Here is a 12,855-nt window from a genome sequence, read left to right on the forward strand (position 1 = left end):
CCATCGTGGCCCCGGGGAAAGGAGACTCGAATGAGGCAACGCGTCCGGCGCCGCATAAGCTCATCCTGGGCAACGGGACGAACCGTTGCCCCATTGTTTGCCCGGCCAGCCGAGGAAAGAGTGTGAGCAGGGTGTTTTCGCAGGTCAGCCGGACGATCAGGACTGCGAGGTAGGCGCAAGGTGCACATCGTCATCATGGGCTGCGGGCGAGTAGGAGCCGCTCTCGCGCAGACCCTGGAGCAGCAGGGTCACACGGTCGCCGTCATCGACCAGGACCCCACCGCGTTCCGGCGTCTCGGCTCCGGATTCGGCGGCCGCCGGGTCAGCGGCGTCGGTTTCGACCAGGACACCCTCCGCGAGGCGGGGATCGAAGACGCCGGCGCGTTCGCGGCGGTCAGCAGCGGCGACAACTCCAACATCATCGCGGCCCGGGTGGCACGCGAGATGTTCGGCATCGAGAACGTCGCGGCCAGGATCTACGACCCCCGGCGCGCCGAGGTCTACCAGCGGCTCGGCATCCCCACGGTCGCCACCGTGCGCTGGACCGCGGACCAGATGCTGCGGCGGCTGCTGCCCTCGGGCGCCGAGCCGCTGTGGCGGGATCCCAGTGGCGGTGTGCAGCTCGCGGAGGTGCACACCACGCCGTCCTGGATCGGCCACAAGATCAGCACGCTGCAGGAGGAGACGGGCGTCCGCGTGGCGTTCCTCACCCGACTGGGCGAAGCCATACTGCCGTCGTCGCAGACGGTGCTGCAGGAGGGCGATCTGGTCCACGTGATGATGCGTACGGACGAGATCGCGAAGGTCGAGGCGGCCTTCGCCGAGGGCCCTGAGGAGGGCGGTCACTGATGCGTGTCGCGATTGCCGGGGCCGGTGCGGTGGGCCGTTCCATCGCGGCCGAGCTGCTGGAGAACGGTCACGAGGTGCTGCTCGTCGACAAGGCGCCGACCGCCATCTCGGTGGAGCGGGTGCCGATGGCCGAGTGGCTGCTGGCGGACGCCTGTGAGATCACCTCGCTGGACGAGGCGGCTCTGCAGCGCTGCAACGTCGTGATCGCAGCGACCGGCGACGACAAGGTGAACCTGGTCGTCTCGCTGCTCGCCAAGACGGAGTACGGCGTGCCGAGGGTCGTCGCCCGGGTGAACAACCCGAAGAACGAGTGGCTGTTCAACGAGTCCTGGGGCGTCGATGTGGCGGTCTCCACCCCGAGGCTGATGTCGGCCCTGGTCGAGGAGGCGGTGAGCGTCGGTGATCTGGTCCGGCTGCTGCGCTTCAGCCACGGCGACGCCAACCTGGTCGAACTGACGCTGCCCCCGGAATCGGCGCTGGCCGGTACCCAGGTCGGGGATGTGGCATGGCCGGAGGACACCTCGCTGGTCACGATCATCCGTGGCCAGCGGGTTCTGACGCCGAGCACGGAGGAGACCCTGGAGGCCGGTGACGAGCTGCTGTTCGTCGCGGCCCAGGCGCGCGAGGAACAGCTGGAGGACCTGCTGTCGGTGCGCCAGGGGGACTCGGAGAGCTGAGCGGATATGCGGAGGGGCCCGGTGCCGCCAGTGGCGGTACCGGGCCCCCTTCCGTGTTGTCCCCGCTCAGAATTCCCGACCGCGGGCCGCTTCGGCGGCGGCCGCCGCACGGTCCTGCTCGGCCTTGCGGTCCTTCTCCGCCTGCTCCTCCGCCTCCATCTCGGCGAAGACGTCGATGGGCGGCGGTGCCTTGGCGAGGAAGACCCAGGTGAGGTAGACCGCGAGCAGGAACGGCGGGATCTTCAGTGCCACCAGGACCCAGCCGAACTGGGTGGTGTCACCCCACCAGTACAGCGGGAAGAGGATCGCGCACTTGGCGAGCAGGATCAGTCCCCAGGCGTAGCTGGCCTTGGCGTAGGCCTTCTTGCGGCCGGGGTTCCTGGTGCGCCAGGAGAGGTTCTCCTTGAAGACCGGGCCCAGGATCAGGCCGATCAGCGGCAGTCCCGCCACCGTGGTGACCAGGTAGGCGAGGGCCAGTCCGAGCGTGTAGATCATGCCCGGGAGGTAGAAGTCCTTGGCGTTGCCGGTCATCTTCGCGAAGACGACACCGAAGGCCACACCGAAGACCCCGCTGAAGGCGTGCTTGACGGTGTCCCTGCGGATGAGCCGGACGGCCACGAGCACCAGCGACACCGCCACGGCCGCGATGGCCGAGTAGGTGAGGTTCTTGTCGATGGTGAAGATCGTGACGAAGAGCAGTCCCGGCAGGACTGTCTCCACCATGCCCCGGATGCCGCCGAAGGCCTCGAAGAGCGCGGCCTCTGTGACCGCCTTCGCGTCGGCCTCCTGCTGATCGGTGCGGGTGGTGGGGTCCGTGTCGGACGTCGGCTTGTCAAGAGACGTCACCGGCTACTCCTTGCCGAGCGGTCGGAGTTCGTATTTGGGGTTGAACAGCACCCGGCGCCCGTGGCTCATGGAGATCCGGCCCGAGGCGATGAGCTTGCGGCCCGGCTCGATGCCCACGATGGAGCGGCGGCCGAGCCAGACCACGTCCAGCGGCGCGGTGCCGTCGAAGAGCTCCGCCTCCAGGGCGGGCACTCCGGCACGCGGTCGCAGGGTGACCGTCCGCAAGGTACCAGTGACCTTGACGATCTGGCGGTCGCTGCACTCGGAGATCCGGGTGCATCCCGAGGCGTGCGAGTCCTCCGCCAGCTCCTCGCGCTCCAGGTCCTCCTGGGAGCTGGAGAGCCGGTCGAGCATCCGGCGGAAGCGCCCGGACGGCCGCTCGGCCTTCCCGGCCTTCTCGAATCGAGGGACAGCACTCATAACCGAAGCGTACCGGTCCCCGGAGGTCGTGGCGGGTGGCCGCCGTCTCACTCGAACGGGTTATGGGGAGAAGCGGGCGGCTGACGTCAGGCCCGCTCGAAGCGGTAGCCCATCCCCGGTTCGGTGACGAAGTGCCGGGGATGGGCGGGGTCGGCCTCCAGCTTGCGCCGCAGCTGCGCCATGTAGACCCGCAGGTAGTTGGTCTCGGTGCCGTAGGACGGTCCCCAGACCTCCTGGAGCAGCTGCTTCTGGCTGACCAGCCGGCCGCTGTTGCGGACCAGTACCTCCAGCAGGTGCCACTCGGTGGGGGTGAGCCGTACGTCCCGGCCCTCGCGCTGGACCTTCTTGGCGGCCAGGTCGACGGTGAAGCCCGTGGTCTCGACGATCACGGTCTGGTCGCCGCCATCCTGTCCGACGGGCTCGGCGCGGCGTACGGAGGCGCGCAGCCGGGCCAGCAGCTCGTCCATGCCGAACGGCTTGGTGACGTAGTCGTCGGCCCCCGCGTCCAGCGCCTCGACCTTCTCGTCGGAGGTGTGGCGGGCCGAGAGCACCAGGATCGGCACCCGGGTCCAGCCGCGCAGCCCCCTGATGACCTCGACGCCGTCCATGTCGGGCAGCCCGAGGTCCAGCACCACGACGTCGGGGTGGCGGGCGGCGGCGAGCTGGAGGGCGGTCGCTCCGTCGGGCGCGGCGTCCACCTCGTACTTGCGCGCCTTCAGGTTGATCACGAGGGCGCGTACGATCTGCGGCTCGTCGTCGACCACAAGCACCCGGGTCATCTCGGTCCTGCCTCTCTGCTGTGCGGCTGTCTGCTGTACGGCCGTCTGCTGCTGTACGTGGATCATGAGGTGACCCGCGCGGGCAGGTCGGGGGCGACCGGGAGGTGTCCCGAGGCCGCGCTGAGGGTCAGGACCATGGTGAGGCCGCCGCCGGGGGTGTCCTCGGCGTCCAGCGTGCCCCCCATGGACTCCACGAAGCCGCGGGCCACGGCGAGGCCCAGACCGACGCCGGCGCCGCGCGGGGCGTCGCCGTAGCGCTGGAAGGGTTCGAAGATGCGTTCCTTGCCGTCGTCGGGGACGCCACGGCCTCGGTCGGCCACCCGTAGCTCGACGCGGGCGCCGAGCGCGCTGGCGGCCACCGTGACGCGGTCGCCGTCCGGGCTGTACTTGACGGCGTTCTCGACGATGTTGGCGACGGCCCGCTCCAGCAGCCCGGGGTCGACGGCGACCATCGGCAGCGTCTCGGGGATGTCCAGCTCGACGCTGTCCTCCGGGACGCCGCCCAAGGCCATCGGTACGACCTCGTCGAGGTCGATCTCGCGGATCAGCGGAGTGACGGTGCCGGTCTGCAGCCGGGACATGTCGAGGAGGTTGCCCACCAGGTGGTCGAGGCGGTCGGCGCCGTCCTCAATGCCTTCCAGGAGCTCGGCCTCGTCGTCCTCGGACCAGGCGACGTCGTCGGAGCGCAGGGAGCTGACAGCGGCCTTGATGGCGGCGAGCGGGGTGCGCAGGTCGTGGCTGACGGCGGCCAGCAGGGCGGTCCTGATCCGGTTGCCCTCCGCGAGCCGGCGGGCCTCCTCCGCCTCGCCGACGAGCCGCTGGCGGTCCAGGACCACGGCGGCCTGGGCGGCGAAGGCGCCGAGCACCCGGCGGTCCTCCGCGGGCAGCACCCGGCCGGAGAGCGCGAGGGCCATGTGGTCGCCGACGGGCATGTCCACATCGGCCTCCTCCGGCCGGGCGACCGGGCCGGGGCCGACGCTCCCGGCGCAGGTCCAGGGATCGACGTCGCTCTGCCGCTCCAGCAGGGCGACGGACTCCATGCCGAAGGTCTCGCGGACCCGGTCGAGCAGCGCCGCCAGGGTCGTCTCGCCGCGCAGCACGCTGCCGGCCAGGAAGGACAGGATCTCGGACTCGGCGCGCAGTCTGGCGGCCTGGTGGGTGCGGCGGGCCGCCAGGTCGACGACGGAGGCCACCGCGACGGCCACCGCGAAGAAGATCACGATGGCGACGAAGTTCTCGGGGTCCTGGACGGTCAGGGTGTGGGTGGGCGGGGTGAACCAGTAGTTCAGCAGCATCGACCCCACGGCGGCAGAGGCGAGGGCGGGCAGCAGACCGCCGAGCAGGGCGGCGGCGACGGTCATGAAGAGGAAGAGCAGGACGTCGTTGGCGAGCCCCGGACCGTTCTCCAGGCCCTTGAGGAGCAGCGCGAGGAGGACCGGGCCGCCCACGCCGACGAGCCAGCCCCAGATGATCCGGGCCCGGCCGAGCCGGGCGCCCCGGGCGATGGGCAGGCCCCGGCCCTTGGCGACCTCGTCGTGGGTGACGATGTGGACGTCGAGGTCGGTGCCGGACTCGCGGGCGACGGTGGCGCCGACGCCGGGGCCGTAGATGTACTGCCAGGCCTTGCGGCGGCTGGAGCCGAGGACGATCTGGGTGGCGTTGACGCCCCGGGCGAATTCGAGGAGGGCCGAGGGTATGTCGTCGCCGATGACGTGGTGGAAGGTGCCGCCCAGGTCCTCGACGAGCGTGCGCTGGACGGTGAGCTCCTTGGGCGAGGCCGAGGTCAGTCCGTCGCTGCGGGCGATGTAGACGGCGAGGATCTCGCTGCCGGAGCCCTTGGCCGCCATCCGGGAGGCGCGGCGGATGAGGGTGCGGCCCTCGGGGCCTCCGGTGAGTCCGACGACTATGCGTTCGCGGGCCTGCCAGGTGGTGCGGATGTTGTGCTCGCCCCGGTACTGCTGGAGGTATTCGTCGACCCGGTCGGCCACCCAGAGGAGGGCCAGCTCGCGCAGGGCGGTGAGGTTGCCGGGGCGGAAGTAGTTGGAGAGCGAGGCGTCGATCCGGTCCGGCTTGTAGATGTTGCCGTGGGCCATCCGCCTGCGGAGCGCCTGGGGCGACATGTCGACGAGTTCGAGCTGGTCGGCGCGGCGGACCACCTCGTCGGGCACGGTCTCGCGCTGGCGCACGCCGGTTATCGACTCGACGACGTCGCCGAGGGACTCCAGGTGCTGGATGTTGACGGTGGAGACCACGTCGATGCCGGCCTGGAGGAGTTCCTCGACGTCCTGCCAGCGCTTGGCGTTGCGGGAGCCGGGCACGTTGGTGTGCGCCAGTTCGTCCACCAGGGCGACGGCGGGTGCGCGCTCCAGGACCGCGTCGACGTCCATCTCGGTGAAGACCGCGGAGCGGTACTCGATCTCGCGGCGCCCGGTCTGTTCGAGGCCGTGCAGCATGACCTCGGTGCGCGGGCGGTCGTGGTGCTCGACGAAGCCGACGACGCAGTCCGTGCCCCGCTCCACCCGGCGGTGCGCCTCGGAGAGCATGGCGTACGTCTTGCCGACGCCCGGTGCCGCACCGAGGTAGATCCGAAGTTTGCCGCGCGCCATGGCCCCATCGTCTTCCCGAAACCGGCTGCGGCCGATGCGGCAGCCACTGTCGAAGCTACCCCGTGAATTTCTGGCATATCGGGCGGGGGGTGCTGGAGCTGACCGTATTGACGTAATTCTGATGCCCGGCCGGGCTGTTTTTCACAGGCCCTACGCGTGTTCGACGATGTGCCCGTCGCTGAGCTCCAGGACCCGGTCCGCGAGGCCGAGCAGCTGGGCGTCGTGGGTGGCGACGAGCGCGGTGACGCCCTCGCTGTGCACGACCGCGCGCAGCAGTTCCATCACCGCGAGGCCGGTCTCCGCGTCGAGCTGTCCGGTGGGCTCGTCCGCGATCAGCAGGGCGGGCCGGTTGGCGAGCGCGCGGGCTATCGCCACCCGCTGCTGCTGGCCGCCGGAGAGCTCGCCGGGGCGCTGGGCGGCGTGGTCCGCGAGGCCCACCAGGGAGAGCAGCAGCGACACCCGCTCCTCGCGCTCGCGCGGCTCTGCCTTGCGCAGCCGCATGGGTACGCCGACGTTCTCCGCCGCCGTCAGGATGGGGATCAGGCCGAAGGACTGGAAGATGAAGCCGATCCGGTCGCGGCGCAGTTCCAGCAGCCCGTTCTCACCGAGCGTGGAGAGGTCGGTGCCGTCCACCGTGATCCGGCCGCTGTCGGGGCTGTCGAGTCCCCCGACGAGGTTCAGCAGGGTGGTCTTTCCGGAGCCCGAGCGCCCCTTGAGCGCGACGAGCTCACCGCGCGGTACCTCGAAGGAGACCCCGCGCAGCGCGTGCGTGGCGGCGGCACCGGAGCCGTACGAGCGGTGCAGGTCCTCGACCCGGACCATGGGCCGCTCCGTGACGGCCGTGCCGCTCTTGACGCCGTTGCCGGCCGCGTCGGTGCTCTCGGTCATGTCGCTCCCCGTACGTACTCGGTCCTGTCGGCCGCCAGTATGTGCGGGAGGCCCGGCGACGGGCAATGCCCGGGTCCGGCCGCGGCGGCCGGACCCGGGCACCGTGGCCGGTCAGCGCCCGGCCTCGGCGTTCACCAGCTGCTTGAGGGCGATGTTCAGCCGGAGCACGTTGACCCTCGGTTCACCCGCGAAGCCCAGGATCCGGCCGTCGGTGTGCCGCTCCACCAGCTCCGCCACCCGCGCCGTGTCCAGGTGGTTGCGCTCGGCGACCCGGCGGACCTGGAGCCGGGCGTACGCCGGGGAGATGTCCGGGTCGAGGCCCGAGCCGGAGGAGGTGACGGCGTCGGGCGGCACCTGCGCGGGGCTGACGGGGTGGCCGGGGACGGAGTTGTCCTTCACGGCTGCGGCCTTGGCGGCGGTGACCCAGTCGATCAGCTCCTTGTTGTCCCCTGAGCGGTTGGTCGCGCCGGAGACCAGCAGCGAGTACCGCGTGTTGACGCTGTTGGTGCCGAGCCCGTTGGAGGGGCGCGGCTGGAACCATTTGAGGTCGGGGGCCGGGGTCTCCTGGCCCTTCTTGAGCGGCAGGTCGTAGCGCTGCCCGATGAGTCCGGAGCCGACGACCTCGCCGTTCTCGGTGATCTCGGAGCCGCCCGCCCGGCCGGGCATCAGTCCCTGGGCGACCCCGGTGACGGCGAGCGGGTAGAGGACGCCGCAGACCGCGGTGAGGACGAGCAGGGCGCGCAGGGCGGGCCCGAGCGGCCGGACGGAGTTCGCGAATGAGTTGTTCATGGCAGGTCAGCCGATTCCGGGGATGAGGGAGATGATCAGGTCGATGATCTTGATGCCGACGAACGGGGCGACCAGTCCGCCGAGCCCGTAGATCCCGAGGTTGCGCCGGAGCATCGAGTCGGCGCCGGCCGGCCGGTAGCGCACGCCCTTAAGCGCGAGCGGTACCAGCGCGACGATGATCAGCGCGTTGAAGATCACGGCGGACAGGATCGCGGACCGGGGCGAGGACAGATCCATGATGTTGAGCCTGTCCAGACCCGGATAGACGGCGGCGAACATCGCGGGGATGATCGCGAAGTACTTCGCGACGTCGTTGGCGATGGAGAACGTGGTCAGCGCGCCGCGGGTGATCAGCAGCTGTTTGCCGATCTCGACGATCTCGATCAGCTTCGTCGGGTCGGAGTCCAGGTCCACCATGTTCCCGGCCTCCTTGGCGGCCGAGGTCCCGGTGTTCATGGCGACGCCGACGTCGGCCTGGGCGAGCGCCGGGGCGTCGTTCGTACCGTCGCCGGTCATCGCGACGAGCCTGCCGCCGGCCTGTTCCCGCTTGATGAGGGCCATCTTGTCCTCGGGGGTGGCCTCTGCGAGGAAGTCGTCGACGCCCGCCTCTTCGGCGATGGCCTTCGCGGTCAGCGGGTTGTCCCCGGTGATCATGACCGTACGGATGCCCATCCGGCGCAGTTCACCGAACCGCTCGCGCATGCCCTCCTTGACGACGTCCTTGAGGTGGATGACGCCCAGGACCCGGGCGCCCTCCCCGTCGTCGGCCGCGACCGGCAGCGGCGTGCCGCCCTCGCGGGAGATCCGCTCCGTGAGCGCGGCGACGTCCGGGTGAACCGTGCCGCCCCGCTCCCGGACCCACGCGGTGACCGAGCCGGTGGCGCCCTTGCGGATCCGGCGTCCGTCGAGGTCCACCCCGGACATCCGGGTCCGGGCGGTGAAGCCCACCCACTCCGCGCGGGACAGCTGCCCCTGATGCCGCTCGCGGAGCCCGTACGCCTCCTTGGCCAGGACGACGACGGAGCGGCCCTCCGGCGTCTCGTCGGCCAGCGAGGAGAGCTGGGCGGCGTCCGCCAGCTCGGCCTCCGTCACGCCCCCGACCGGGAGGAACGCGGCGGCCTGCCGGTTGCCGAGGGTGATCGTGCCGGTCTTGTCGAGCAGCAGGGTCGACACGTCGCCCGCCGCCTCGACGGCGCGGCCCGACATGGCGAGCACGTTGCGCTGCACCAGCCGGTCCATGCCCGCGATGCCGATCGCGGAGAGCAGCGCGCCGATGGTGGTCGGGATCAGGCAGACCAGCAGTGCGGCCAGCACGGTCATGGACTGCTCGCCGCCCGCGTAGCCGGCGAACGGCTGGAGGGTGACCACGGCCAGCAGGAAGACGATGGTCAGCGAGGCGAGCAGGATGTTCAGCGCGATCTCGTTGGGCGTCTTCTGCCGGGCGGCGCCCTCGACGAGGGCGATCATCCGGTCGATGAACGTCTCGCCGGGCTTCGTGGTGATCTTGATGACGACGCGGTCGGAGAGCACCTTCGTACCGCCGGTGACGGCGCTGCGGTCGCCGCCGGACTCCCGGATGACCGGTGCGGATTCGCCGGTGATCGCGGATTCGTCGACGCTGGCCACGCCCTCGACGACGTCCCCGTCGCCCGGGATGATGTCGCCGACCTCGCAGACCACCAGGTCACCGACGCTCAGCTCGGTGCCCGCCGTCCGCTCCTCGCCGCCGCCCGTCAGACGGCGGGCGACGGTGCCCGTCCTGGCCCGGCGCAGGGTGTCCGCCTGGGCCTTGCCCCGGCCCTCCGCGACCGCCTCCGCCAGGTTGGCGAAGACCGTGGTCAGCCAGAGCCAGGCGGTGATCGCCCAGCCGAACCAGTCGGCCGGGTCCAGCGCCGCCAGCACCGTGGTGAGCACGGAGCCGGTCAGCACCACGAACATCACCGGCGACTTGATCATCACCCGGGGATCGAGTTTGCGAACCGCGTCGGGGAACGCGGCGATCAGCATGCCGGGGTCGAACGTGCCGGCTCCGACGCGCCCTGACGGGTTGTCCCGGTGCGGTGCTCGGGCCGGTGTGACGGTGGACATCGTGTCCTTCTGATTCTTACGGAGGGTCATGTTCGTACGGAGGGTCATGACGCCAGCCCCTCGGCCAGTGGGCCCAGAGCCAGGGCCGGGAAGTAGGTCAGACCGGCGACGATCATGACGGTGGCGACGAGCAGTCCGCTGAAGAGCGGCCGGTGCGTGCCGAGGGTGCCGGCGGTCACCGGCACGGGCCGCTGCTCCGCGAACGAGCCCGCCAGCGCGAGGACGAACACCATCGGCAGGAACCGGCCCAGCAGCATCGCCAGTCCGATCGTGGTGTTGAACCACGGGGTGTCCACGGCCAGTCCGGCGAACGCCGAACCGTTGTTGTTGGCGCCGGAGGTGTAGGCGTAGAGGATCTCGGAGAAGCCGTGCGCGCCCGTGTTGGTCATCGAGTCGCGCGGGGTGGGCAGGGCCATCGCGACGGCGGTGAAGCCGAGCACCAGGGCCGGGGTGATCAGGATGTAGCAGGCCGCGAGCTTGATCTCGCGGGTGCCGATCTTCTTGCCGAGGTACTCGGGCGTGCGGCCGACCATCAGTCCGGCGATGAACACCGCGATGACCGCCATGATCAGCATCCCGTAGAGGCCGGAGCCGGTGCCTCCGGGGGCGATCTCGCCGAGCTGCATGCCGAGCATCGTGATGCCGCCGCCGAAGCCGGTGAACGAGGAGTGGAAGGAGTTCACCGCGCCGGTCGAGGTGAGCGTGGTGGCCACCGCGAAGAGGGAGGAGCCGCCGACGCCGAAACGGTTCTCCTTGCCCTCCATGGCACCGCCCGCGATCTCGAACGCGGGCCCGTGGTGGGCGAATTCGGTCCACATCATCAGCGCGGTGAAGCCGAGCCAGATGACGCCCATGGTGGCGAGGATCGCGTAGCCCTGCTTGAGCGAGCCGGTCATCCGGCCGAACGTGCGGGTCAGCGCGAACGGGATCAGGAGGATCAGGAAGATCTCGAAGAGGTTGGAGAGCCCGTTCGGATTCTCGAAGGGGTGGGCCGAGTTGGCGTTGAAGTAGCCGCCGCCGTTGGTGCCCAGCTCCTTGATGGCCTCCTGGGAGGCGACCGCACCGCCGTTCCACTGCTGCGAACCGCCCATGAACTGCCCGACCTCATGGATGCCGGAGAAGTTCTGGATCGCCCCGCAGGCGACCAGCACGAGCGCGCCGATCACCGAGACCGGCAGCAGGATCCGTACGGTGCCGCGCACCAGGTCGGACCAGAAGTTGCCGAGTTCACCGGTACGGGTGGCGGCGAGACCCCGTACGAGTGCCACCGCGACGGCGATGCCGACGGCGGCGGAGACGAAGTTCTGCACCGCGAGGCCGCCGGTCTGCACGACGTGGCCCATGGCCTGTTCGCCGGAGTACGACTGCCAGTTGGTGTTGGCGACGAAGGACGCCGCCGTGTTGAACGCCTGGTCGGGGTCGATCGAGACGAAGCCGAGCGAGCCGGGCAGCGAGCCCTGGAGCCGCTGCATCAGGTAGAGGAAGAGGACGCTCACGACGGAGAAGGCCAGGACACCGCGGAGATAGGCGGGCCAGCGCATCTGCGTGTTCGGATCGGCGCCGATGGCCTTGTATATCCACTTCTCGGCCCGCAGATGCCGGGGCGAGGTGTAGACACGGGCCATGTGGTCACCGAGCGGGCGGTACGCCAGACCCAGCGCCACGACGAGCGCGAGCAGCTGGAGCACACCTGCGAGGACGGGGCTCATATCGGGCTCAGAACCTCTCCGGGTACAGGAGGGCGAGGACGAGATAGCCCAGCAGGGCGACGGCCACGACGAGGCCCACCACGTTTTCCGCGGTCACAGCTTCGTCACCCCCTTGGCGATGAGTGCCACCAGCGCGAAGACCGCGATCGTGGTGACGACGAAGGCCAGATCGGCCATCGGGTGCTCCTGGATGAGGTGCGGATTTCTCGGACCTCATGAGCAAACCCGCCGCAGACACCGCTTTGACCTGCGTTGATGCCTTCCATACGGAGAGGGGCCGGTCCTTGACGGCGCCTGTACGTGCCCGATACGCGCCCCATACGACACCTGCCGCCCGGCCCGGCGGCAGCCGGGAACGCGGAAAGCCGGTGGGCCGTGTCCCTGTGCGGGGACACGGCCCACCGGCCGGTGCTGCTTAAGGGCGCGGGGTCAGCGCACCTCGGTGATCTCGGGACCGCGCTGGAGGCCCGCCATGCCGCCGGAGAACTTCGAGCTCTCCTGCTCCTCCTGCTGAACGCCCTCGGGCACCATCTGGGCGTCGTTGGGAAGCTTCAGGACGATCGGGTCGCGCGGGGCCATCGGGCCGTCGCCGCGGACCACCACGGTGTCCCGGAAGACCGTCTCCAGCAGACCGGCGGCCTCCGGCTGCACGGCGCCCTGACCGGAGATCACGCCGCGCAGGAACCAGCGCGGGCCGTCGATGCCGACGAAGCGGACCAGCTGCACGCCGTTCGCCCCGTCGGGAAGCTGTACGGGGACCTGCGCGCGCAGCTCCCAGCCCAGCGGGCCCTCGACCTCGTCAATGATCCCGCCCTGCTGGGTGATGCCGGAGGCGATCTCGTCGCGGACCTCGCCCCAGATGCCCTCCTTCTTGGGGGCGGCGAAGGCCTGCAGCTGGATCGCGCTGTCACGGAGCACGACGGTGGCGGCGACGATCGCGTCTCCGGCCACCTCCACGCGCAGCTCCATGCCCTCGACACCGGGCACGAAGATGCCGCCCAGGTCCACCCGGCCCTCGCCGGGCTGGGAGACCTCTTCGATGTCCCACGGGCCGTCCGGCCGGGGCGCCGGCGGAAGGTTCATCCGGCGCGACCCGCCCTCGGCGGCATCGGCGTCATCGAGCCCGTCGACGACCTGCTCGGCCTCGCGCGCTTCGTCCGCCTTGTCCTCGGCGGAACCACTGTCCTTGCGACGTCCGAACACG

The 12,855-nt window shown here is 70.5% G+C and carries 12 protein-coding genes; 2 read left to right on the plus strand and 10 right to left on the minus strand.

Annotated elements, in window-relative coordinates; translation table 11 throughout:
* Positions 1 to 180 precede the first annotated feature (180 nt).
* The gene (locus ACZ601_RS24260) at positions 181 to 849 is read left to right on the plus strand and encodes a potassium channel family protein (RefSeq protein ID WP_440573091.1); all 669 of its coding nucleotides are present in this window, start codon (positions 181 to 183) and stop codon (positions 847 to 849) included.
* Positions 849 to 1,526, plus strand: a complete 678-nt coding sequence (locus tag ACZ601_RS24265; protein WP_073737650.1) for a potassium channel family protein — start codon at positions 849 to 851, stop codon at positions 1,524 to 1,526. Before ACZ601_RS24260 ends, ACZ601_RS24265 begins: the two co-directional genes overlap by 1 nt.
* 66 nt (positions 1,527 to 1,592) lie before the next feature.
* Here ACZ601_RS24265 and ACZ601_RS24270 read toward each other — a convergent pair whose 3' ends face one another.
* From ACZ601_RS24270 to ACZ601_RS24315, 10 genes are all read right to left on the minus strand, one after another.
* Entirely contained in the window at positions 1,593 to 2,372 is a 780-nt protein-coding gene (locus ACZ601_RS24270) for a DUF3159 domain-containing protein (protein WP_440573090.1), read from the minus strand.
* 3 nt (positions 2,373 to 2,375) lie between these two features.
* Positions 2,376 to 2,792 carry an OB-fold nucleic acid binding domain-containing protein gene (locus ACZ601_RS24275; RefSeq protein ID WP_363072544.1) on the minus strand — a complete coding sequence of 139 codons (417 nt, stop codon included), beginning with the start codon at positions 2,790 to 2,792 and terminating at the stop codon, positions 2,376 to 2,378.
* 86 nt (positions 2,793 to 2,878) lie between these two features.
* On the minus strand, positions 2,879 to 3,571 hold the full coding sequence (locus ACZ601_RS24280) for a response regulator (RefSeq protein ID WP_440573089.1): 693 nt from the start codon (positions 3,569 to 3,571) through the stop codon (positions 2,879 to 2,881).
* A gap of 62 nt (positions 3,572 to 3,633) precedes the next feature.
* Positions 3,634 to 6,177, minus strand: a complete 2,544-nt coding sequence (locus ACZ601_RS24285; protein ID WP_440573088.1) for a sensor histidine kinase — start codon at positions 6,175 to 6,177, stop codon at positions 3,634 to 3,636.
* A 150-nt stretch (positions 6,178 to 6,327) separates the two neighbouring features.
* Positions 6,328 to 7,065 carry an ABC transporter ATP-binding protein gene (locus tag ACZ601_RS24290; RefSeq protein WP_440573087.1) on the minus strand — a complete coding sequence of 246 codons (738 nt, stop codon included), beginning with the start codon at positions 7,063 to 7,065 and terminating at the stop codon, positions 6,328 to 6,330.
* 111 nt (positions 7,066 to 7,176) lie between these two features.
* Positions 7,177 to 7,854, minus strand: a complete 678-nt coding sequence (locus tag ACZ601_RS24295) for a potassium-transporting ATPase subunit C (RefSeq protein WP_469541381.1) — start codon at positions 7,852 to 7,854, stop codon at positions 7,177 to 7,179.
* Between the two features lie 6 nt (positions 7,855 to 7,860).
* Positions 7,861 to 9,942 carry a potassium-transporting ATPase subunit KdpB gene (gene kdpB, locus ACZ601_RS24300; protein WP_469541648.1) on the minus strand — a complete coding sequence of 694 codons (2,082 nt, stop codon included), beginning with the start codon at positions 9,940 to 9,942 and terminating at the stop codon, positions 7,861 to 7,863.
* Positions 9,943 to 9,986: 44 nt separating this feature from the next.
* Positions 9,987 to 11,651 carry a potassium-transporting ATPase subunit KdpA gene (gene kdpA / locus ACZ601_RS24305; protein WP_469541384.1) on the minus strand — a complete coding sequence of 555 codons (1,665 nt, stop codon included), beginning with the start codon at positions 11,649 to 11,651 and terminating at the stop codon, positions 9,987 to 9,989.
* A gap of 7 nt (positions 11,652 to 11,658) precedes the next feature.
* Positions 11,659 to 11,748: a K(+)-transporting ATPase subunit F gene (gene kdpF, locus ACZ601_RS24310; protein WP_037777601.1), complete on the minus strand. Its 90-nt coding sequence runs from the start codon at positions 11,746 to 11,748 to the stop codon at positions 11,659 to 11,661.
* Between the two features lie 332 nt (positions 11,749 to 12,080).
* Positions 12,081 to 12,854: a DUF3710 domain-containing protein gene (locus ACZ601_RS24315; RefSeq protein WP_328865179.1), complete on the minus strand. Its 774-nt coding sequence runs from the start codon at positions 12,852 to 12,854 to the stop codon at positions 12,081 to 12,083.
* Between the last annotated feature and the right edge of the window lies 1 nt (position 12,855).

It is taken from the genome of Streptomyces sp. NPDC104307 (genome assembly GCF_055584045.1).

Excerpts from the sequence above, each read along its gene's own strand:
- ACZ601_RS24265 (WP_073737650.1), top strand. The coding sequence starts at position 849 with ATGCGTGTCGCGATTGCCGGGGCCGGTGCGGTGGGCCGTTCCATCGCG.
- ACZ601_RS24275 (WP_363072544.1), bottom strand. The coding sequence starts at position 2,792 with ATGAGTGCTGTCCCTCGATTCGAGAAGGCCGGGAAGGCCGAGCGGCCG.
- ACZ601_RS24280 (WP_440573089.1), bottom strand. The coding sequence starts at position 3,571 with ATGACCCGGGTGCTTGTGGTCGACGACGAGCCGCAGATCGTACGCGCC.
- ACZ601_RS24285 (WP_440573088.1), bottom strand. The coding sequence starts at position 6,177 with ATGGCGCGCGGCAAACTTCGGATCTACCTCGGTGCGGCACCGGGCGTC.
- ACZ601_RS24290 (WP_440573087.1), bottom strand. The coding sequence starts at position 7,065 with ATGACCGAGAGCACCGACGCGGCCGGCAACGGCGTCAAGAGCGGCACG.
- ACZ601_RS24295 (WP_469541381.1), bottom strand. The coding sequence starts at position 7,854 with ATGAACAACTCATTCGCGAACTCCGTCCGGCCGCTCGGGCCCGCCCTG.
- kdpB (WP_469541648.1), bottom strand. The coding sequence starts at position 9,942 with ATGTCCACCGTCACACCGGCCCGAGCACCGCACCGGGACAACCCGTCA.
- kdpA (WP_469541384.1), bottom strand. The coding sequence starts at position 11,651 with ATGAGCCCCGTCCTCGCAGGTGTGCTCCAGCTGCTCGCGCTCGTCGTG.